Raw genomic sequence first — 19,650 nt, 5'->3', positions numbered from 1 at the left:
CCAATGATAAAGCCGCCGCCGGGAAAAAGCCCGCCGTGATCAAAACGCTCAGCGCTGGGAAGGCATCAAGCCTTATTCGATGCGTGTTTCGCCCGTAAACACCAACGTCTGCCGACACCGTCGGCACAAATACCGCCGCCCTTGGTTCACCAGCCCGTGGCGCTGTGACGAGAACGGAAAATCGCTGTCGGCACACGGGCAGCGGTAGATATAGCGGGTCACCCGTCGACGCTGGATCTGGTAGGTGTGGCAACGATCGGGCGGCAGTTCGTAAACCCCGCGCATGATCAACTGCCACTCCTCGCCATGGGGCTGGATACGGTCGCCAAACAACTGGTGCGCGATCAGGTGGGCCACTTCATGGGCAACGGTTTGCTTGAGGAAGTGCTCGCTGTTTTCACGGTACAGCTGAGGGTTGAAGCGCAGCAGGTTCTCGTGCAAATGCGCGACACCGGCTTTTTGACCCCGCAGCTTGAGGCTCACTTGAGGGCGTTTGAACGTTCGTTTAAAAAAGGATTCGGCTTGCAGGAAACAATCTTCGACGCGGGTATTGAGTGGCTCGGACATGCTGTACCTATCTCCAGAGACGCCCAGTATGCCGCAAACCTGGGTGTATCCGAATCTGTCAGGCGCCGAATGGTCAGCCATAACGCAAAAAGCCACCTTGCGGTGGCTCTCTCCGGCACCGGGACCTTAGCTGGTATAGATAGGCCCCACGCCCAGCCCCCACACGATGACGGTAAACGCCATGATCGCCACCAGCACCACCAGGCCCACGGCCAGCACGGAGCTTGAGAACAGAAAGCCCTCGTCCGGGTTGATGTTCATGAACGTTGGCAGCCCTACATACAGCAAGTACACGGTGTAGCAGATGGCCGCCGTCCCGACGATCATCCCCAGCCACATATGGGGATAGAGCGCCGCCAGCCCGCCGATAAACAGCGGCGTGGCGGTGTAAGTGGCAAAGGCCACGCAGCGCGCCATGCTGGGGTTGGCATCGTAGGTGCGCGCCATCCAATGAATAAAGGCGCCCATCACCGCCACCCCGGCGAGCATCGCCAGGTACGACATGATGGTCATCCATAAAGCGCTTTCCATCGTCAGCATCACCGGCGAGCGGTTGCCGATGACCCAGCCGACCTGCGTGGTGCCGATGAACGCCGAGACGGCGGGGATCGCCGCGAGAATCAGCGTGTGTGTGAGGTACATGTGGCTGATGCTTTCTTCCTCGTCGCCACGAATTTCCCGCCATTCCTGATCGGGATGAGTAAAAAGTCCCACGACGTGATGGATCATGCCAGTCACTCCTGTCGTTATTACCATCGCCCCCCAAGCGGAGCGCCCACGGGCCAGGCGGCCACAAAGGTCTGGATATAAATGTGCGACCTTATTTCGCAGTATAGGGAGAGATAACCTGAAAAAGTGTGTGGCTTTAGAGCAAATCGCGCTGTAAACACGGGGCTTAATCGCGAGCGGGTCTGTTCGGTGCGGTGTTTTCAAACGGCAAGCCAGTCGCCCACCGGCGTTTTTCTGCGTAAAATACGCCGCTTTTCGTCTCACACCTCTCGCGGATCCAAGCGCCATGGGCACTCTTACAGTCAACCAGAACAAACTGCAAAAACGCCTGCGTCGCCTGGCCGGTGAAGCAGTCACCGATTTCAACATGATCGAGGACGGCGACAAGGTCATGGTCTGCCTCTCTGGCGGCAAAGACAGCTACACCATGTTGGACGTGCTGATGCACCTGCAAAAGGTTGCGCCGATCCAGTTCGAGATCGTGGCCGTGAACATGGACCAGAAACAACCCGGCTTCCCCGAGCACGTGCTGCCGGCCTACCTCAAGGAACTGGGGATCGAGTACCACATCGTCGAAAAAGACACCTACTCGGTGGTCAAGGAACTGATCCCGGAAGGCAAGACCACCTGCTCGCTGTGCTCGCGCCTGCGTCGCGGCACGCTCTACACCTTTGCCGACGAGATCGGTGCCACCAAGATGGCGCTGGGGCATCACCGCGATGACATCGTCGAAACCTTCTTTCTCAACATGTTCTTCAACGGCTCGCTCAAGGCCATGCCGCCCAAATTGCTGGCCGATGACGGGCGCAACGTGGTGATCCGCCCGCTGGCGTACTGCAATGAGAAAGACATCCAGGCGTATTCCGACCTCAAGGCATTCCCGATCATCCCGTGCAACCTGTGCGGCTCCCAGGAAAACCTGCAGCGCCAGGTGGTCAAGGACATGCTGTTGGACTGGGAGCGCAAGACCCCGGGCCGTAGCGAAAGCATTTTCCGCAGCCTGCAGAACGTGATCCCGTCGCAGTTGGCCGACCGCAACCTGTTCGACTTCACCAGCCTTCGGATCGACGAAACAGCGGCCTCGCGTTTCGTCAGCCTGGTGAACCTCTGAGTGTTTTCACCGCTCTGACAAACGGCGCTGATGGGCGCCGTTTTCCATTCAATCGTTAGGAGAGGGCATGCGCGATTACGAGTGGCTGCACGAATATTGTCTGAACCGTTTCGGTTCGGCGGCCGAGCTGGAAGCCCACCTGACCGTCCCCAGTACCCCGGCGCAATTGCGCAAGATCAGCGATGATCGCTACCTGTCGGCCTTGGCGCTGCGGGTGTTTCGCGCGGGCCTCAAACACAGCGTGGTGGATGCCAAGTGGCCGGCTTTTGAGCAGGTGTTCTTTAAGTTCGACCCGGAAAAAGTCGTGCTCATGGGCGCTGAACACTTGGAGCGGTTGATGCAGGACACGCGCATCATCCGCCACCTGGGCAAGCTCAAGAGCGTGCCGCGCAACGCGCAGATGATGCTTGACGTGGAAAAGGAGCACGGCAGCTTCAGGGCTTTCATCGCCGACTGGCCGGTGACCGACATCGTTGGCTTGTGGAAGTACTTGAGCAAGCACGGCCACCAGTTGGGCGGGTTGTCGGCGCCGCGTTTCTTGCGCCTGGTGGGCAAGGACACCTTCGTGCCCAGCGATGACGTGGTGGCAGCGTTGAATGCGCAACAGATCGTCGACAAGGTGCCGACCAGCCTGCGCGACCTGGCGACTGTGCAGGCGGCGTTCAACCAGTGGCATGCCGAGAGCGGGCGGCCGCTGTGCCAGTTGTCGATGATGCTGGCGTACACCGTCAATCATTAAGCACGTGGCACTTTTATCGCGGGCGTACCCGCGATAGCGGGCTGTCAGCTGGGCAAGCCTTCCCCGGCCAACCGCCGGTTCAGCTGATGGCGCCAGCGCACATACAGCAGCGCCGTGCAAAACAGCGCCACACTCGCCAGCATCTCCAGCACGCCAAACCACTGGCGATTGGGGTCGTAGGCTGCCAATGCGCCTTTGATGAAATACAGGTTCACCACAAAGCACATCCACGAATGCCCGCGAGCGCTGCCCAACAGCATTCCCGGCGCCAGCAACACCAGCGGCGCCAGCTCGATCAGCAAAATCACCCAGGGCCGTGCGCCGTGCAGGTCGGCGATCAGCAGGTAGTACACGCACAGCAAGCCCACCAGGCCAAAAAAGGCCAGCAGGCTCAGCAATCGGGCGGCATTGACCCGGGGCTCCAGCCAGGCCTGGGAGGGCAGGGCCTTAGGCTTCCTGGCCACGGCCACCCTCCAGTTTCTGGGCTGTCTTGGCCAGGCGCAGGCCGAGGGCGCGGCACAACGCGATTTCGTGGGCGTCCAGCGCGCGCTTGCCGTCGGCACCGGAATGGTGGCTGGCGCCGTAAGGCGTGCCGCCGCCTTTTGTGTCCAGTAACGCTTGCTCGCTGTAGGGCAGGCCGGTGATCAGCATGCCGTGGTGCAGCAGCGGCAGCAGCATCGACATCAGCGTGGTTTCCTGGCCACCGTGCAGGCTGGCGGTGGAGGTGAACACCCCGGCCGGCTTGCCGACGAGGGCGCCGGTGAGCCACAGGTTGCTGGTGCCGTCGAGAAAGTACTTGAGCGGCGCTGCCATGTTGCCAAACCGCGTCGGGCTGCCCAGGGCCAGGCCCGAGCAGTGCTTCAAGTCGTCCAGGCTGCAATACAGCGGGCCGTCGGCGGGGATATCCGGCGCTACGGCTTCGCACTCGGTGGAGATCGCCGGTACGGTGCGCAAGCGCGCTTCCAGGCCGGCTTGCTCGACGCCCCGGGCAATGTGCCGGGCCATCTCGCTGACCGAGCCGTTGCGGCTGTAATACAGCACCAGTACGTAAGGCGCACTCACGGCAAAATCTCCAGGACTCGCTCGGGCGGACGGCCGATGATGGCCTTGTCGGCGGTTTCCAGAATCGGCCGCTCCATCAGTTTTGGATGAGCAGCGATGGCGGCGATCAGTTGGGCTTCGCTCAGTTGGGCGTCGGCCAGGTTCAGCGTCTTGTACTCGTCTTCGCCGGTGCGCAGCAGTTGCCGGGCGCTGAGGCCCAGCTTGCCCAGCAACGCGCTGAGCTGGGCGGTGTCCAGCGGGGTTTCCAGGTAACGCACCACGGTTGGCGCAAGACCGCGGGCTTCGAGCAGTTCAAGCGCACCGCGGGATTTCGAGCAGCGCGGGTTGTGATAAAGCGTCAGATCGGTCATATGCGGGTCGCATCTTGCGTAAGGTGGCGGGTATTCTACCCGGGCTGCGCGCAGTCCTGAACCGTCAGAGGCGATCGGCCGCAGCCAACGTTCATTTTTGCAAAGGATTCCTCCATGACAAGGCGACTGATCGGTGCAGTGGCGATCATCACAACGCTGCTGCTCAGCGGCTGCGGCAATGACTATGGCGTAGACCAGTATGGTCAGAAGGTGGCCGCCGAACGCCTGGACAAACAGTGGCTGGTGGTCAATTACTGGGCCGAATGGTGTGGGCCATGCCGCACTGAAATCCCGGAACTCAACGCCTTGGCCGAAGAGCTCAAAGGCCAGTCGGTGGGGGTGTTCGGGGTTAACTTCGACAACGTGCAGGGTGACGAACTCAAGAGCGCCAGCGAGAAACTGGGCATCAAGTTCACCGTATTGGCGCAGAACCCCGAGGGGATTTTCGACATCCCCCGCAGTGAGGCCTTGCCGGTGACGTACATCATCGATGACAAGGGCAAGGTGCGCGAGCAGTTGCTCGGCGAGCAGACCGCCGCCGGTGTCCTGGCCAGGCTCAAAGCCTTGCGCGGGTAAGGCGCACGGGGGAGCGGGCGCACCGGCTCCCCCCTGTACTCAGCCTTCTTCCAGCCACAACCGCAGCGGTTTGCCTTCGGCCGGCCAGAAGCGGGTTTGCTCGATGGGCGAAATGTCCCAGCGCTCTACGGTCTGCAGCGACTCAAAGAACCGGTGCTCCTGCTCCATCAGCGCCTCGGCGCAGTGTTTGCGGGTGCTGCCGACTTTGCCAAAGCTCAGCTTGTCGCCTTCCAGGGTGTAGGGCGCAAACCAGTGGTTGCACCCGCCATTGCCATACGCCCGGCCATCGGCACCCAGCGTGACGGTGAGGTGGGCGTAGTCCATCAACGGGCGTTCGCCGATCCATTCCACCACGTAGCTGTGGTCTTGCGTCAGCTGCACCGCCTGACTGGCGCAGCCCGTCAGGGTTGCCCCGAGCGCGGCGAGCCACAGGCGTTTCATTGGGCGGCCTGTTGGCATTTGGGGCAGCGGTGTTTGTCGCCCTCGGTAGCCCAGCCCAATTGCGCAACACGTGCGTTGGCCGCAGGTTGCAGCGGCTCTTTGCTCAGCTTGGTTTCCACCGCGAACTCAAAGTCCAGCACGGCATCGCAGCTGTCGCAGTTGACCTTCCAGGTGTGAATCTCCAGTTCGCCGAACTTCGGCCCCTGGGCCATCGCCACCCATTGCCCGGTCGGGCGGATGGAGTAGCGGGCGTCGCCTTCGACGGTCAGGCGCATCGACAGGGTTTTACTGCCGCGCAGGCTGACGATCAGTACGTCGCCATGTTTGATCGAGCCACCGTTGCCAGTGACTTGATAACGGCCCGGCACCAGGGCGCGGCATTCAATCAGGGTGTGTTGCGGGCTCAGCAAGCTGAAGCGGAAATCGTGTTCGGCCATGGGTCCTCCAAATAGGCGCGGCATCCTATCACGTGCTGCACGCCATCATGCCTGCGGTATGTGACCGCTGATCATCCTTCGACTGGGTTTTGCACCTCGCCGGCTGCCCACGCGGCGATATTGTCCAGGGTGGTTCGCGCAATGGCTGCCAGGGCCTCGCGTGTCAGGAAGGCCTGGTGTGCGGTGACGATGACGTTGGGGAACGTCAGCAGGCGCGCGAGCACGTCGTCTTGCAGCGGCAGGTCGGAGCGGTCTTCAAAAAACAGCTGCGCCTCTTCCTCGTACACATCCAGCCCCAGGTAGCCCAACTGCCCGCTCTTGAGCGCTTCGATCAGCGCTGGCGTGTCCACCAGCCCACCGCGCCCGGTGTTGATGAGCATGGCGCCCGGCTGCAGATCGGCCAGGGTGTGGGCGTTGATCAAGTGTTTGCTGTCGGTGGTCAGCGGGCAATGCAGGCTGATGATCTGTGCCTGGGCCAGCAGGTGCGCCAGGCTGACGTAACGTGCGCCGAGGGCTTCGACGTGCGGGTTGGGGTAAGGATCGTACGCCAGCACAGTGCAGCCGAAGCCAGTCATGATTTTGGCAAAGGTGGCACCGATCTGCCCGGTGCCGACCACGCCAACGGTCTTGCCCACCAGGTCGAAACCGGTCAGGCCATGCAGGCTGAAATCGCCGTCACGGGTGCGATTGCAGGCGCGGTGCAGGCGCCGATTGAGCGCCAGGATCAGCGCGACCGCGTGCTCGGCCACCGCGTGGGGCGAGTAGGCCGGAACACGCACCACGGTAAGCCCCAGGCGCTTGGCGGCGGGCAGGTCGACATGGTTGTAGCCAGCCGAGCGCAGCGCAATCAAACGGGTGCCGCCGCGTGCCAGTCGCTCCAGCACCGGGGCGCTGAGGTCGTCGTTGATAAAGGCGCAGACCACCTCGTGGTCGGCGGCCAGCGCGGCGGTGTCCAGGGTCAGGCGGGCAGGCTGCAAGTGCAGCACCAGGCCCGCGGGCAATGCCTCGCCCAGAAAGCTGTCGCGGTCATAGCCCTGGCAACTGAACAGGATGATGTGCATCACGTCGCTCCTTGACAGTGGTTCAGGCGCTGATGCGCGCCTCGTTGGCCAGCCGGGTGATGGCGATGTCCAGTTCATCCATGGCTGACATGGCTTTGGCGTCGTCCTGCTTGAGCAAGGTTTCGGCGCGCTGGCAGGCGGCACGCAGCTGCGGTACGCCGCAATAGCGGGTCGCACCGTGCAAGCGATGGACCCGCTCGATAAGGGCGTTGTTGTCACTGGCTTCGCGCGCGAGGTTGATCGCCTCGCGGTCGGACTCAAGCGAGGCCAGCAGCATGGCAAGCATGTCGGCGGCCAGGTCGGCTTTACCGGCGGCCAGGCGCAGGCCTTCCTCGTGGTCGAGCACCGGCAGTTGAGTGCCTTGGCCGACACCTTCGGCGGCCCGCTCGGGGCTCTGGTTACGCAGGGCCAGGCCGGTCCATTTCAGCACCACTTGGGCCAGTTGGCGCTCGCTGATCGGCTTGGTCAGGTAGTCGTCCATGCCGCTTTGCAGCAGGGCGCGTTTTTCGTTGGCCATGGCGTGGGCGGTCAGGGCCACCACCGGCAACGGTGTGCCGTGGCGCTCGCTTTCCCACTGGCGAATCGCTTCGGTGCTCTGGCGGCCGTCCATGCCGGGCATTTGCACGTCCATCAGCACCAGGTTGAAGGTTTCCTGCTTGACGGCATCAATGGCCGCGTAGCCGCTCTCTACGGCGAGCACCTTGGCGCCCATGTCTTCAAGTAGGGTTTGCACCAGCAGCAGGTTGGCGGGGTTGTCGTCCACGCACAGCACCTTGGGCGCACGGCTGGCCACTGGTTCCCCCGGCTCGCTGCGCAGCGGTCGCGGGCTGATCAGGTCGGCCATGGCACGGCGCAATTTACGTGTGCACGCAGGCTTGGCCTGCAACTGGCTGTTGGGGTTGGGCACTGATTGGTTAAACAGCATCTGTTCGGTGGTCGGGCACAGCACCAGCACTTTGCAGCCCAGGTGTTCCAGGTCCCACAGGTGTTGGTTCAAACGCTCCGGCGGGATGTCGTTGGCGGTGACGCCCAGCACGGCGAGGTCGATGGCCTGTTCGGTCTGATGTGCGCTGGTGATGCCGTTGGTCAGGCTTTCCAGGGTGTTGAACGGGGTCACCTCCAGGCCGCAGTCTTCCAACTGGTGTTGCAGGGCCTGGCGCGCCAGCTCGTGGTTTTCCAGGACCGCCACGCGGCGGCCCAGCAGCGGCGGGGAGGGCAGGTCTTCGATGTCGTCGCGGGTTTTGGGCAGGTTCAGGCTGATCCAGAACTCCGAGCCTTCGCCGGGGGTGCTGTCCACGCCGATCTCGCCGCCCATCTGCTCGATCAGGCGCTTGGAAATCACCAGGCCCAGGCCGGTGCCGCCGGGTTGGCGAGACAGGGAGTTGTCAGCCTGGCTGAAGGCCTGGAACAGCGCGCGCACGTCCTGGTTGGACAGGCCGATGCCGGTGTCTTGCACGCTGATGCGCAGTTGCACGCTGTCTTCCTGCTCGTCCTCCACCATGGCGCGCGCCACGATGGTGCCCTCGCGGGTGAACTTGATGGCGTTGCTGATCAGGTTGGTCAGAATCTGCTTGAGGCGCAGTGGGTCGCCGACCAGCGCCAGCGGGGTGTCACGGTAGACAAGGCTGACCAGCTCGAGCTCTTTGGCGTGGGCGGCCGGGGCCAGGATGGTGAGGGTGTCTTGCAGCAGGTCGCGCAGGTTGAATGGGATGCTGTCCAGTACCAGCTTGCCGGCCTCGATTTTCGAAAAATCGAGAATCTCGTTGATGATGCCCAGCAGGTTGTCGGCTGATTTTTCGATGGTGCCCAGGTAGTCCAATTGACGCGGCGACAGCTCGCTTTTTTGCAACAGGTGAGTGAAACCGAGGATGCCATTGAGCGGTGTGCGGATTTCATGGCTCATATTGGCCAGGAATTCCGACTTGATACGGCTGGCTTCCAGGGCCTCCTTGCGGGCCAGGTCCAGCTCGATGTTCTGGATTTCGATGGTTTCCAGGTTCTGGCGCACATCTTCGGTGGCTTGGTCGATGCTGTGTTGTAATTCTTCCTGGGCGTTTTGCAGGGTTTCTGCCATGCGGTTGATGCCCGAGGCGAGCTGGTCCAGTTCCTGGCTGCCCAGCGGCGGCAAGCGGGTTTCCAGGTTGCCGTCCTTGAGCTGCGCCACGGCCTGTTTGATCTGGCCGATGGGCGAGTTGATCGTGCGGCTGATGCGCAGGGCCAGGGCGGCGGTGCACACCAGGCCGATGGCGATCAGCAACAGGCTGGCGAACAGGCTGCGGTAACCGCGCAGCAACATGCCGTTGTGGGACAGCTCCAGTTCGACCCAGCCCAGCAGGCGGTCGGATTCGTCGGGGATAAATTCACCGGCGAGGTTGCGATGGCGGCCAAATACCGGCAGCAGGTAGCGCGTGGCGTCGTTGCCGGTGCGTTGCAGCAGGTGCGAGCTGTTGCCGATGGGCGCCTGGTTGAGCATGGTCGGGCCGGCGTGGGCCAGTGGCGTGCGGTCGGGGCCCAGGAACGACACGGCGCGTACGTCCTGTTGCTCCAGGGACTGGGTGGCGATGCGCTCCAGCAGGTCGGTGTTCTTGGTACTGAGGGCGGGCGCTACCAACGGCGCCAATTGCTCGGCAATCATCTCGCCGCGTTGCAACAGCTGGCTTTGCAGCTCCGACAGTTGCATCCAGGTGAAATACCCGCCCAGCAGCAAGGCCATCAGGCTGGTCGGCAGCAAGGTCAGCAACAGTACGCGGCCTTTTATTCCCATTCTTCCCAGCACGCCACTCTCCTGTCACTACATGTATTCAAGGTTCCATACGGGCGTCCGGCCCGCACCACCTGCGCAGTGTAGCCATTTGCGTGGCGTGGAACCTTGCAAATTAGCACCTCGAGGGCAAGCAGAGGGTAAAACCGTGGGGTCGTGCAGGTGTCAGCGCTGGCGGCGTTTGCGTTTTTTCCATTGGTGCGCCACCCACCAGCGCCAATACACCATGGTGAGGCAGTAGCCGAGCACGGCCATGACCAGGCCCAGCACCACCGAGCCCAACAGGAACGGCTGCCAGAGCGTCGACAATTGGCCGCTGATCCATTCCCAGGTCAACTCGTCGGGCAGGGAGCGAGGCGGCACGTTCATCAGCCAGGCGCCGGTCATGTAGGTGCAGAAAAACACCGGTGGCATCGTGATCGGGTTGGTCAGCCAGACCAAACTGACCGCGATGGGCATGTTGGCGCGCACGCTGATCGCCAGCACGGCGGCCAGCAGCATCTGCAAGGGGATAGGAATAAACGCAGCAAACAGACCTACGGCCATGGCCCGGGCCACCGAGTGTCGGTTGAGGTGCCACAGGTTCGGGTCATGCAGCAAGGTGCCAAGAAAGCGTAAGGACTTGTGTTCCCTGATGCTGTTTGGATCAGGCATGTACCGTTTGAATAAGCGCCGGGGCATAAGGGGTCCAGGTCGGTTTGAGGGGCAAGTATGCCCGCATTCTATAAACGGAAAATTCAGACTTTGTGACAAAAGATCAACGTCCATCATCCCTGTCCGACTAAGACTTCATGGCTCGTGTCCAAGGAATGCGCCATGAAAACAGGGATGTTCGCGCTTGCGCTGGGGTTGCTCGCCCTGCGTTTTTTGCCAGCGCTGCCGACGGGTGGCGTGTTGCTATTGATGCCGGTCGTGGCCTTGATGCTATTGCCGTTTCGCACTTACCCGCTGGCGTTTTTCCTGCTAGGGCTGAGTTGGGCCTGTTTCAGCGCACAGGGCGCGCTGAATGATCGCTTGGCGCCAGCGCTGGACGGGCAGACCCGCTGGGTAGAAGGCCGCGTGACCGGCCTACCGCAAACCACCGGCCAGGGTGTGCGTTTCGAGCTGACGGACCTCAAGTCGCGCAAAGCGACGTTACCCCAACGTATCCGTTTGTCCTGGCACGGCGGACCGCCCGTGCACAGCGGCGAGCGCTGGCGTATGGCGATCACACTCAAGCAACCTTCGGGGTTGATAAACACCGGTGGTTTTGACTACGAAGCCTGGCTGCTCGCCCAGCGAATCGGCGCCACAGGTTCGGTCAAGGATGGCCAGCTTCTGGCGCCAGCGCGCTACGCGTGGCGGGATCAATTGCGCCAACGGTTGCTGGCCGTGGATGCCCAAGGGCGCGAGGCGGGGCTGGCGGCGCTGGTGATGGGCGACGGCTCTGGGCTTGCGAGTGAGGACTGGCGGGTGCTGCAAGACACCGGCACCGTGCACTTGCTGGTGATTTCCGGCCAGCACATCGGCTTGCTGGCGGGGCTGGTCTACGGCTTGATCGCAGGGCTTGCGCGTTATGGCTGTTGGCCGAGGCCGCTGCCGTGGCTGCCTTGGGCCTGCGGCCTGGCCTTTGCGGCGGCGCTGGGGTACGGCCTGCTGGCCGGGTTCGATGTGCCGGTGCAACGGGCGTGTGTGATGGTCGGTCTGGTGTTGTTGTGGCGGTTGCGCTTTCGCCATCTGGGAGCGTGGTGGCCATTGTTGTTGGCGTTGGATGCGGTGCTGGTGCTGGAACCGCTGGCCAGCCTGCAACCGGGGTTCTGGTTGTCATTTGCAGCCGTCGCCGTGCTGATCCTGACGTTCAGCGGTCGCCTGGGCCCCTGGCACTGGTGGCAGGCCTGGACCCGTGCGCAGTGGTTGATTGCACTCGGCTTGTTGCCCGTGCTGCTGGCGCTCGGTTTGCCCATCAGCCTTAGCGGGCCGGTGGCCAATCTGTTTGCGGTGCCGTGGATCAGCCTGGTGGTGTTGCCGCTGGCCTTGCTCGGCACGGTGTTGCTGGCGCTGCCTTATATAGGTGAGAGCCTGCTGTGGCTGGCGGGCGGGGCGCTGGAGGGGTTGTTCCGGGCACTGGCCCTGTTGGCCGGGTATTTGCCCGCCTGGCTACCCTCCGAGGTGCCCGCGGGCTATTGGTGGGTAAGCGTACTGGGGGCGTTGCTGCTGTTGTTGCCCAAGGGTGTGCCGATCCGGCTGCTGGGGTGGCCGATGCTGTTATTGGCCGTCTTTGCGCCGCGTACGCTGGTCCCTCATGGGCAGGTCGAGGTGACGCAACTGGATGTGGGGCAGGGCCTCTCGGTTGTGCTGCGAACCCGTCATCACACGCTGCTGTATGACGCCGGGCCGCGTTCGGGGGACTTCGACCAAGGGGCGCGGGTGGTGTTGCCGGCCTTGCGCAAATCCGGGGTGTCGGCGTTGGACCTGATGCTGCTCAGCCACGCCGATGCCGATCATGCCGGGGGGGCGGCTGCCGTGGCGCGAGGGCTGCAGGTAGTGCGGGTGGTAGGCGGGGAAACCGAAGGCCTGCCGGCATTCTTGGGCACTCAGCCCTGTACCAGCGGCGAGCGCTGGGAATGGGATGGTGTGCGCTTTGAGTTGTGGCAATGGGCGAGTGCGGTGAGCGGCAATCAAAAGTCCTGTGTCCTGCAAGTACAGGCCAACGGCGAGCGGCTGTTGCTGACCGGCGATATCGACCGCGCCGCCGAGCGGGCGCTGCTGGCGACGCCGTTGGCTGTGCGCACCGAGTGGCTGCAGGCGCCCCACCATGGCAGTCAAACGTCGTCTTCATCGGCGTTTTTGCAGCAGCTGGCGCCTGCGAATGTGCTGATCTCCCGAGGGCGCAACAACACGTTCGGTCATCCGCATGCCACCGTCATGGCGCGTTATCAGGCGCTGGGCAGCAATATTTACGACAGCGCCGAGCACGGTGCGCTGCGCCTGCAATTGGGCAGTTTCCAGCCGCCGGTCATCGCGCGCGGCCAGCGGCGTTTCTGGCGCAAGCCGGTGTTGCAACCCAGCGTTACCAAAGATCGCCCGCTGCGACAGGGTGCGCGGCAGTAGGCGGGTATCGCGGTTGACCCTATATGGTAAAGTGACGCACTTTTTCGAGGGGGCATTCACTGTGTGGGAATTGGTCAAATCCGGCGGCTGGATGATGTTGCCGATTATTTTGAGTTCCATCGCCGCACTCGGCATCGTCGCTGAACGCCTGTGGACCTTGCGCGCCAGTCGCGTCACGCCCGAGCATTTATTGGGGCAGGTCTGGGGCTGGATCAAGAACAAGCAACTGGACAAAGACAAACTCAAGGAGTTGCGGGCCAATTCGCCTTTGGGCGAGATCCTGGCGGCGGGCCTGGCCAACTCCAAGCATGGTCGCGAGATCATGAAAGAGTGCATCGAAGAGGCCGCTGCCCGTGTCATCCATGAGCTGGAGCGCTACATCAATGCGCTGGGCACCATCGCCGCGATGGCGCCACTGCTCGGGTTGCTTGGCACGGTGTTGGGCATGATCGATATTTTTTCGTCCTTCATGGGGTCGGGCATGACCACCAACGCGGCCGTCCTGGCCGGTGGTATCTCCAAAGCCTTGATCACCACTGCGGCGGGCCTGATGGTGGGCATTCCGTCGGTGTTCTTCCACCGTTTCCTGCAACGCCGTATCGATGAACTGGTGGTGGGCATGGAGCAGGAAGCCATCAAGCTGGTGGAAGTGGTGCAAGGTGATCGTGACGTGGACCTGGTTGAGGGCAAAGCGTGAAATTTCGCCGCAGGAGACGGGAAACAGTGGATATCAACCTGGCGTCGTTGATCGACGTCGTGTTTATCCTATTGTTGTTTTTTGTCGTCACCACCACCTTTACCCGGGAAACCCAACTGCGCGTTGACCTGCCGGAAGCGGTCAGCGGTGCGCCCGCCGAGGACACGCAGGGCAAGCAACTGGACATCGCCATCAGCGCCGATGGCGTGTTCTCGCTGAATAACCAGTTGCTGGAGAAAAACGACTTGGCAAGCCTCATGGATGCGCTGCAAAAAGAGTCGGGCGGTGATACCAACCTGCCACTTTCCATCAGTGCCGACGGCAAGACGCAACACCAGGCCGTGATCACCGCCATGGACGCTGCCGGTAAACTCGGTTTCAGCCATCTGCGCATGACCACCGTCGAGGCGGCGGGTCAGCCCTGATGGCCATGTCCGATCGTTTGCTCAAGGCCTGGTACGAAGGCCATCGCGGCCTTGCGCTGTTGCGCCCGCTGGAGTGGCTTTATCGGCAGGTTGTGCAGCGCAAGCGCGAGCGCTTTATGGCCGGTGAGGGCTCGATCTACCAGGCTCCGGTGCCGCTGATAGTGGTGGGCAATATCACCGTGGGCGGTACGGGCAAGACGCCCTTGATTCTCTGGTTGATCGAGCACTGCCAACGCGCCGGTTTGCGTGTGGGCGTGGTGAGCCGCGGCTATGGCGCCAAGCCACCCCAATTGCCATGGCGCGTCGAGGCCAGCCACAGCGCCGATGTGGCGGGTGATGAGCCGCTGCTGATCGTACAGCGCAGCGGCGTGCCCTTGATGATCGACCCTGACCGCAGCCGAGCGGTTCGGGCGCTGCTGGCGGGCGAGCCGCTGGACCTGATCCTGTCCGATGACGGCTTGCAACATTACCGCCTGGCCCGCGACCTTGAACTGGTACTGATTGACGCCGCCCGTGGCCTGGGTAATCGCCGCTGCCTCCCGGCCGGGCCGTTGCGCGAGCCGGTCGAGCGTTTGCAGAGTGTCGATGCGCTGCTGTACAACGGCGCTGGCGCTGATCCAGAGGCGGGTTTTGCCTTTCGTCTGGTGCCGTCGGCGCTGGTCAACCTGAAGACCGGCGAGCGCAAGCCCGTCGACTATTTCCCGCCCGGGCAGCGCGTGCATGCGGTGGCCGGTATCGGCAACCCGCAACGTTTCTTCACTACCCTTGAAACGCTACACTGGCTGCCACAACCCCATGCATTTGCCGATCACGCGGCCTACAGTGCCGACGTGTTGAGCTTTACACCGTCATTGCCGCTGGTCATGACCGAAAAGGACGCGGTGAAGTGCCGCGCCTTTGCCCAGCCCGACTGGTGGTACTTGGCGGTAGACGCGGTACCGTCACCGGCGTTCGTCGCCTGGTTCGACTTGCAGCTGATGCGGCTGTTGCCCGCTCGTCTTTTGCCTTAAACGCTTTTTTCCAGGAAACCCTCATGGACACCAAACTGCTCGATATCCTCGCTTGCCCGATCTGCAAAGGCCCGCTCAAGCTCAGCGCCGACAAAACCGAGCTGATCAGCAAAGGCGCTGGCCTGGCTTACCCCATCCGTGATGGCATCCCGGTCATGCTCGAAAGCGAAGCCCGTACCCTGACCACCGACGAGCGCCTGGATAAATGACCACCGCCTTCACCGTTGTCATCCCGTCTCGCTATGCATCCACCCGTTTGCCCGGTAAACCGCTGCAGATGATCGGCAGCAAGCCGATGATCCAGCTGGTGTGGGAACAGGCCTGTAAAAGCAGCGCCGAGCGGGTGGTGGTGGCCACCGATGACCCGCGCATCATCGACGCCTGCAACGCCTTTGGCGCCGAAGCGGTGCTGACCCGCGAAGACCACAACTCGGGCACCGACCGTCTGGCCGAGGTGGCGACTCAACTCGGGCTGGCGGCGGACGCCATTGTGGTCAACGTGCAGGGCGACGAGCCGCTGATTCCGCCGAGCGTCATTGATCAGGTCGCTGCCAACCTGGCCGCTCATGGCGAAGCCCGCATGGCAACGCTGGCCGAGCCGATCGAAGACATCGACACCCTGTTCAACCCCAACGTGGTCAAAGTGGTCAGCGACATCAACGGCCTTGCGCTCACGTTCAGCCGCTCGACGCTGCCATGGGCGCGCGATGACTTCGCCAAAAGCCGCGACGTGCTGCCAGCCGGTGTGCCTTATCGCCGCCATATCGGCATTTATGCTTATCGCGCAGGCTTCCTGCATGATTTCGTCAGTTGGGGCCCTTGCTGGCTGGAAAACACCGAATCGCTGGAGCAACTGCGCGCGCTGTGGCATGGCGTGCGCATTCATGTCGGTGACGCGTTGGAAGCGCCGCCTGCCGGTGTCGACACCCCGCAAGACCTTGAGCGCGTTCGTCGCCTGCTGGGGGCTTGATGGAGGTTTTGTTTGTCTGCCTGGGTAATATCTGCCGCTCGCCGACTGCCGAAGGCGTGTTACGCCACAAATTGCGAGAGGCTGGGTTGGCCGGTCAGGTTGACGTCGCGTCTGCCGGTACGGGCGAGTGGCATGTGGGCAAGGCGCCGGACGCGCGCAGCCAGCGGGCGGCGCTGCGGCGCGGTTATGATCTGTCGGCCCAGCGTGCGCAGCAGGTTTCCCGCGCCGATTTCTCCTGTTACGACCTGATCCTGGCCATGGATCACAGCAACCTGCGCAACCTCAAGGCGCTGCAGCCTGCCCAGGGCAAGGCCGAACTGGACTTGTTCCTGCGCCGCTACGAAGCGCCAGTGGACGAAGTGCCAGACCCTTACTACGACGGCGAACAAGGCTTCGAGCGGGTTTTGGACCTGATCGAAGGCGCCTGTGATTCATTGGTGATCGAATTGAAGGGGCGGCTATGACCTTGCAAGTGCAGGCACAGGTTTCGCTCAAGCCGTTCAACAGCTTTGGCATCGACGTGCGCGCCCAACTGTATGCCGAGGCTCGCGGTGATGGGGATGTGCGCGAAGCATTGGCCTATGCGGCATCGCAGCAACTGCCGGTGTGGGTGATGGGGGGGGGCAGCAACGTGCTGCTGACCCGCGATGTTTGCGCGCTGGTCCTGCGGATGGCCAGCCAAGGCATCCGCGTGGTGCACGATGATGGTGTGCAGGTGGTGGTCGAGGCCGAGGCGGGCGAGCCCTGGCACCCCTTTGTGCTGTGGACGCTGGAGCAAGGGTTCGCGGGCCTGGAAAATCTCAGCCTGATCCCGGGCACGGTCGGCGCCGCCCCCATGCAAAACATTGGCGCCTACGGTGTGGAAATCAAAGATGTATTTGCTGGCCTGACAGCGCTGGATCGCCATACCGGCGAGTTGCGCGACTTCAGCCTGGCCGAATGCGACTTTGCCTACCGCGACAGCCTGTTCAAGCACCAAGTGGGGCGGTGGTTGATCCTGCGCGTGCGTTTCGCGTTGAGCCGCGCCGCTCACTTGAAACTCGACTACGGCCCGGTGCAGCAGCGCTTGGCCGAGCAGGGCATTAGCCAGCCTACGCCGCGTGATGTCAGCGACGTGATTTGCAGCATTCGCCGCGAAAAACTGCCAGATCCCGCACAGCTCGGCAACGCCGGCAGCTTCTTCAAAAACCCGCTGGTTTCACAAGCGTTAGCCGCCGAACTGCAAGCTCAGTACCCGGACCTGGTGGCCTACCCGCAGGCCGACGGGCAGATGAAACTGGCGGCCGGTTGGTTGATCGACAAGGCTGGCTGGAAAGGCTTTCGTGAAGGCGACGCGGGCGTGCACCGGTTGCAGGCGCTGGTGCTGGTCAACTATGGCGCGGCGTCCGGTCAGAACATCGCCGACCTGGCACTGCGCATTCAGCGAGACATTGCCACGCGTTTTAACGTCGAGTTGGAAATGGAACCCAATCTGTACTGAGCGGGCCCCCAAACAAAAATGCCCCGCATCTTTCGATACGGGGCATTTTTTTATTGCCGTGAATCAGTCGTCGCGGCCCATGATGCCGAAGATCTGCAACAGGCTGACAAACAGGTTGTAGATCGATACATACAGGCTGATGGTCGCCATGATGTAGTTACGCTCACCACCGTGAATGATGGCGCTGGTCTGGAACAGGATGCAGACCGAGGAAAACAGCACAAAACCCGCGCTGATCGCCAGTTGCAGGCCGCTGATCTGGAAGAACATGCTCGCCACGACCGCTGCCAGCAACACGAAGAAACCCGCGGTGATGAAACCGCTCAGGAAGCTCATGTCCTTGCGGCTGATCAGCACATAGGCCGACAGGCCACCAAACACCAGCGCCGTCATGGCAAAAGCCGAACTCACCACCTCTGCGCCGCCCTGCATACCCAGGTAACGGTTAAGGATCGGGCCGAGCAGGAACCCCATGAAACCGGTCAAGGCAAAGGCCGACACCAGGCCCCAGGCCGAATCGCGCAGCTTGTTGGTCAGGAAAAACAGACCGTAAAAGCCGATCAGCACCACAAAGATATTCGGGTAGCCAACGCGCATTTGCTGGGCCACGTAAGCCATTACACCGCTAAACGCGAGAGTAAGGGCCAACAGGCCATACGTATTGCGCAGGACGCGGCTAACCTCTAGCTGCTCAGCCTGCGCGTTGCCATTCACTGCGTAATTCTGTTCGCGCATGGCGACACTCCTTCGGTTTTGAAACGTTCAGTCGCAAAGATCATAACAGACGCTCTGTAACAAGCTATGGCGAGAGTTTGACAGTGTGTTTCATTCGGGTATTATGGCGCCCGCTGAGACAGGATGAGCTACGCTAATCCTGTGTTGCAAAAGGGAAATTGGCAGAGTGGTTGAATGCACCGGTCTTGAAAACCGGCGAACGTTAATAGCGTTCCCAGGGTTCGAATCCCTGGTTTCCCGCCAAGATTTACACAAAAGCCTCGCGAAAGCGGGGCTTTTGCGTTTCTGAGGTACGGGGGCTTCGTCACCGGTTTCCGCAGGCGTTCCATTACTATTGTGGGAGTGTTCCATAACTTTCCTACTTTGACGGCTTCGCGGTCGCTCCGATCCTTCTGTAAACCCTCTTCGTGATTTCCTGCTTGCTGTGCCCCAGCAGCAAGCTTGCATCCCCGATATCGAGGATTTCCGACGCCGCTTTAGGCCGAATATCCCGAAACTGAAACCCGGCGATCTTGGCTGCAAGCAGTGGGTCGCCCTTGTCGATTGCCTTCAGTCGAGCCTTCTCCCTTGCCTTGTCCCAGCGCAAGCGCAACATCCCTTTCGTCATCCGCTTTCCATGCCTGTTGATCAGCAGGTACTTGGATGGATGGCCGACATTCCTTTCAGTTATCTCCCTGACCAATTTCCCAAGACTGTTCTCCCCCGACTCAGTGCGCATCAGGATCCTCAGCTTCTGCCCGGTTTTCCCTTGCGTGACCAGAAAGTAATCACCCTCTGTGTCATCGCTGCGCATGATGATCACGTCAGCTGGCCGCTGGCCGGTTAAGTAGCCAAGATCCATGGCTTCCTTCAGTTCAGGCTCTGCCATCCCGTAAACCGCATCCCAGACCACCGCATTGGCGTAGTAGTCGCGTGGGACTTCTTTATTTTTCCTTACGCCTTGGCAAGGGTTCTCCCTTTCGGTGAGCCCCCACTCGCGAGCCATATTGAACACATGTGACAGAAGGGCGATCTCCCTATTGGCTCGAACCTTGGCCGTTCGTGCATCGCGATAGCCTGCGATGTTGGCTGGCGTGATCGAGTCAATGGGAGCGCTATCGAACGTCGGCCTGAGTTGTTTGAGCTCTGCCAGGTTGTCGGTCTGTGTCCGAGCACCCTTTTTCGGAATGACATCTCGAACATAGCGGTCAAAGATGCCCTTCATGATGGTCAGATCACCAGGTTTATCTTTAGCCTCCAGTTCTGCCCATTTGAGTCGAGCTTTGTCCAGGTCCTTACCAAGGGGGATGTCCTTGCCGGAGGCATCCCTGTAGTAGAAGGCGGTCCAGGTAGTGCCGTTCTTACGCTTCCTGGTGCGTTGGTACATGCGCGGCGGGAGGTGGCGGTATTCAGTATTACGGGGGCGCATA

Annotated in this window: 23 protein-coding genes and 1 tRNA gene; 12 read left to right on the top strand and 12 right to left on the bottom strand. The window is 61.8% G+C overall.

Going from position 1 to position 19,650, the window contains the following annotated elements:
* Nucleotides 1-72: 72 nt before the first annotated feature.
* Both ACW9H9_RS00985 and ACW9H9_RS00980 read right to left on the bottom strand, forming a co-directional pair.
* Complete coding sequence (locus ACW9H9_RS00985; protein ID WP_457341137.1) at nt 73-567, bottom strand: SprT family zinc-dependent metalloprotease; 495 nt, start codon at nt 565-567, stop codon at nt 73-75.
* A gap of 126 nt (nt 568-693) precedes the next feature.
* Nucleotides 694-1,296 carry a Yip1 family protein gene (locus ACW9H9_RS00980; RefSeq protein ID WP_457341136.1) on the bottom strand — a complete coding sequence of 201 codons (603 nt, stop codon included), beginning with the start codon at nt 1,294-1,296 and terminating at the stop codon, nt 694-696.
* A gap of 286 nt (nt 1,297-1,582) precedes the next feature.
* Between ACW9H9_RS00980 and ttcA the strand changes: the two genes are divergently transcribed.
* Both ttcA and ACW9H9_RS00970 read left to right on the top strand, forming a co-directional pair.
* Nucleotides 1,583-2,407, top strand: coding sequence for a tRNA 2-thiocytidine(32) synthetase TtcA (gene ttcA, locus ACW9H9_RS00975; protein WP_457341135.1), 825 nt, complete (start codon nt 1,583-1,585; stop codon nt 2,405-2,407).
* Between the two features lie 67 nt (nt 2,408-2,474).
* Nucleotides 2,475-3,146 carry a DNA-3-methyladenine glycosylase I gene (locus ACW9H9_RS00970; protein WP_457341134.1) on the top strand — a complete coding sequence of 224 codons (672 nt, stop codon included), beginning with the start codon at nt 2,475-2,477 and terminating at the stop codon, nt 3,144-3,146.
* Between the two features lie 44 nt (nt 3,147-3,190).
* Here the strand turns inward: ACW9H9_RS00970 and ACW9H9_RS00965 are convergent, their stop codons facing one another.
* From ACW9H9_RS00965 to arsC, 3 genes are read right to left on the bottom strand one after another with little or no spacing between them, the layout of a single operon-like run.
* Nucleotides 3,191-3,610 (bottom strand): DUF2069 domain-containing protein, encoded by a 420-nt coding sequence (locus ACW9H9_RS00965; RefSeq protein ID WP_457341133.1) that lies wholly within the window; start codon nt 3,608-3,610, stop codon nt 3,191-3,193.
* Nucleotides 3,594-4,208 (bottom strand): NAD(P)H:quinone oxidoreductase, encoded by a 615-nt coding sequence (gene wrbA / locus ACW9H9_RS00960; RefSeq protein ID WP_457341132.1) that lies wholly within the window; start codon nt 4,206-4,208, stop codon nt 3,594-3,596. Before wrbA ends, ACW9H9_RS00965 begins: the two co-directional genes overlap by 17 nt.
* Entirely contained in the window at nt 4,205-4,558 is a 354-nt protein-coding gene (gene arsC / locus ACW9H9_RS00955) for an arsenate reductase (glutaredoxin) (protein WP_457341131.1), read from the bottom strand. The genes wrbA and arsC overlap by 4 nt, the downstream gene beginning before the upstream one ends.
* A 114-nt stretch (nt 4,559-4,672) precedes the next feature.
* On the opposite strand from arsC, the gene ACW9H9_RS00950 reads away from it, so the two are divergent.
* Nucleotides 4,673-5,134, top strand: coding sequence for a redoxin domain-containing protein (locus tag ACW9H9_RS00950; RefSeq protein WP_457341130.1), 462 nt, complete (start codon nt 4,673-4,675; stop codon nt 5,132-5,134).
* A 39-nt stretch (nt 5,135-5,173) separates the two neighbouring features.
* On the opposite strand, the gene ACW9H9_RS00945 is transcribed toward ACW9H9_RS00950, so the two are convergent.
* The 5 genes from ACW9H9_RS00945 to ACW9H9_RS00925 form a co-directional block, all read right to left on the bottom strand.
* Nucleotides 5,174-5,575 (bottom strand): META domain-containing protein, encoded by a 402-nt coding sequence (locus ACW9H9_RS00945; RefSeq protein WP_457341129.1) that lies wholly within the window; start codon nt 5,573-5,575, stop codon nt 5,174-5,176.
* Nucleotides 5,572-6,012: a hypothetical protein gene (locus tag ACW9H9_RS00940; RefSeq protein WP_457341128.1), complete on the bottom strand. Its 441-nt coding sequence runs from the start codon at nt 6,010-6,012 to the stop codon at nt 5,572-5,574. Before ACW9H9_RS00940 ends, ACW9H9_RS00945 begins: the two co-directional genes overlap by 4 nt.
* A gap of 71 nt (nt 6,013-6,083) precedes the next feature.
* Nucleotides 6,084-7,073, bottom strand: coding sequence for a 2-hydroxyacid dehydrogenase (locus ACW9H9_RS00935; protein ID WP_457341127.1), 990 nt, complete (start codon nt 7,071-7,073; stop codon nt 6,084-6,086).
* 22 nt (nt 7,074-7,095) lie between these two features.
* Nucleotides 7,096-9,849: a response regulator gene (locus ACW9H9_RS00930; protein WP_457341126.1), complete on the bottom strand. Its 2,754-nt coding sequence runs from the start codon at nt 9,847-9,849 to the stop codon at nt 7,096-7,098.
* Nucleotides 9,850-9,999: 150 nt separating this feature from the next.
* Nucleotides 10,000-10,515 (bottom strand): DUF2062 domain-containing protein, encoded by a 516-nt coding sequence (locus ACW9H9_RS00925; protein WP_457341125.1) that lies wholly within the window; start codon nt 10,513-10,515, stop codon nt 10,000-10,002.
* A 135-nt stretch (nt 10,516-10,650) separates the two neighbouring features.
* On the opposite strand from ACW9H9_RS00925, the gene ACW9H9_RS00920 reads away from it, so the two are divergent.
* From ACW9H9_RS00920 to murB, 8 genes are all read left to right on the top strand, one after another.
* Nucleotides 10,651-12,924 (top strand): DNA internalization-related competence protein ComEC/Rec2, encoded by a 2,274-nt coding sequence (locus tag ACW9H9_RS00920; RefSeq protein WP_457341124.1) that lies wholly within the window; start codon nt 10,651-10,653, stop codon nt 12,922-12,924.
* A 61-nt stretch (nt 12,925-12,985) separates the two neighbouring features.
* Nucleotides 12,986-13,621, top strand: coding sequence for a MotA/TolQ/ExbB proton channel family protein (locus ACW9H9_RS00915; RefSeq protein ID WP_060755624.1), 636 nt, complete (start codon nt 12,986-12,988; stop codon nt 13,619-13,621).
* Nucleotides 13,618-14,046 (top strand): ExbD/TolR family protein, encoded by a 429-nt coding sequence (locus tag ACW9H9_RS00910; protein WP_457341123.1) that lies wholly within the window; start codon nt 13,618-13,620, stop codon nt 14,044-14,046. The genes ACW9H9_RS00915 and ACW9H9_RS00910 overlap by 4 nt, the downstream gene beginning before the upstream one ends.
* Entirely contained in the window at nt 14,046-15,056 is a 1,011-nt protein-coding gene (gene lpxK, locus ACW9H9_RS00905) for a tetraacyldisaccharide 4'-kinase (protein WP_457341122.1), read from the top strand. Before ACW9H9_RS00910 ends, lpxK begins: the two co-directional genes overlap by 1 nt.
* Nucleotides 15,057-15,079: 23 nt before the next feature.
* A complete protein-coding gene (locus ACW9H9_RS00900) occupies nt 15,080-15,265 on the top strand; it encodes a Trm112 family protein (RefSeq protein WP_003174668.1) in 186 nt (61 codons plus the stop codon).
* Nucleotides 15,262-16,026 carry a 3-deoxy-manno-octulosonate cytidylyltransferase gene (kdsB, locus tag ACW9H9_RS00895; protein ID WP_457341121.1) on the top strand — a complete coding sequence of 255 codons (765 nt, stop codon included), beginning with the start codon at nt 15,262-15,264 and terminating at the stop codon, nt 16,024-16,026. The genes ACW9H9_RS00900 and kdsB overlap by 4 nt, the downstream gene beginning before the upstream one ends.
* On the top strand, nt 16,026-16,490 hold the full coding sequence (locus tag ACW9H9_RS00890; protein ID WP_457341120.1) for a low molecular weight protein-tyrosine-phosphatase: 465 nt from the start codon (nt 16,026-16,028) through the stop codon (nt 16,488-16,490). The genes kdsB and ACW9H9_RS00890 overlap by 1 nt, the downstream gene beginning before the upstream one ends.
* Nucleotides 16,487-17,506: a UDP-N-acetylmuramate dehydrogenase gene (gene murB / locus ACW9H9_RS00885; protein ID WP_457341119.1), complete on the top strand. Its 1,020-nt coding sequence runs from the start codon at nt 16,487-16,489 to the stop codon at nt 17,504-17,506. Before ACW9H9_RS00890 ends, murB begins: the two co-directional genes overlap by 4 nt.
* A gap of 63 nt (nt 17,507-17,569) precedes the next feature.
* Here murB and ACW9H9_RS00880 read toward each other — a convergent pair whose 3' ends face one another.
* Nucleotides 17,570-18,241: a Bax inhibitor-1/YccA family protein gene (locus tag ACW9H9_RS00880; protein WP_457341118.1), complete on the bottom strand. Its 672-nt coding sequence runs from the start codon at nt 18,239-18,241 to the stop codon at nt 17,570-17,572.
* 152 nt (nt 18,242-18,393) lie between these two features.
* Between ACW9H9_RS00880 and ACW9H9_RS00875 the strand changes: the two genes are divergently transcribed.
* Nucleotides 18,394-18,484: transfer RNA gene (locus tag ACW9H9_RS00875), tRNA-Ser, on the top strand.
* Nucleotides 18,485-18,599: 115 nt separating this feature from the next.
* Here the strand turns inward: ACW9H9_RS00875 and ACW9H9_RS00870 are convergent.
* Entirely contained in the window at nt 18,600-19,649 is a 1,050-nt protein-coding gene (locus tag ACW9H9_RS00870; protein WP_457341117.1) for a tyrosine-type recombinase/integrase, read from the bottom strand.
* Between the last annotated feature and the right edge of the window lies 1 nt (nt 19,650).

This window comes from Pseudomonas sp. SDO5215_S409 (genome assembly GCF_054071325.1).
The sequence above is the reverse complement of the archived record's forward strand: the minus strand, read 5'-3'. Positions and strand labels throughout refer to the sequence as shown.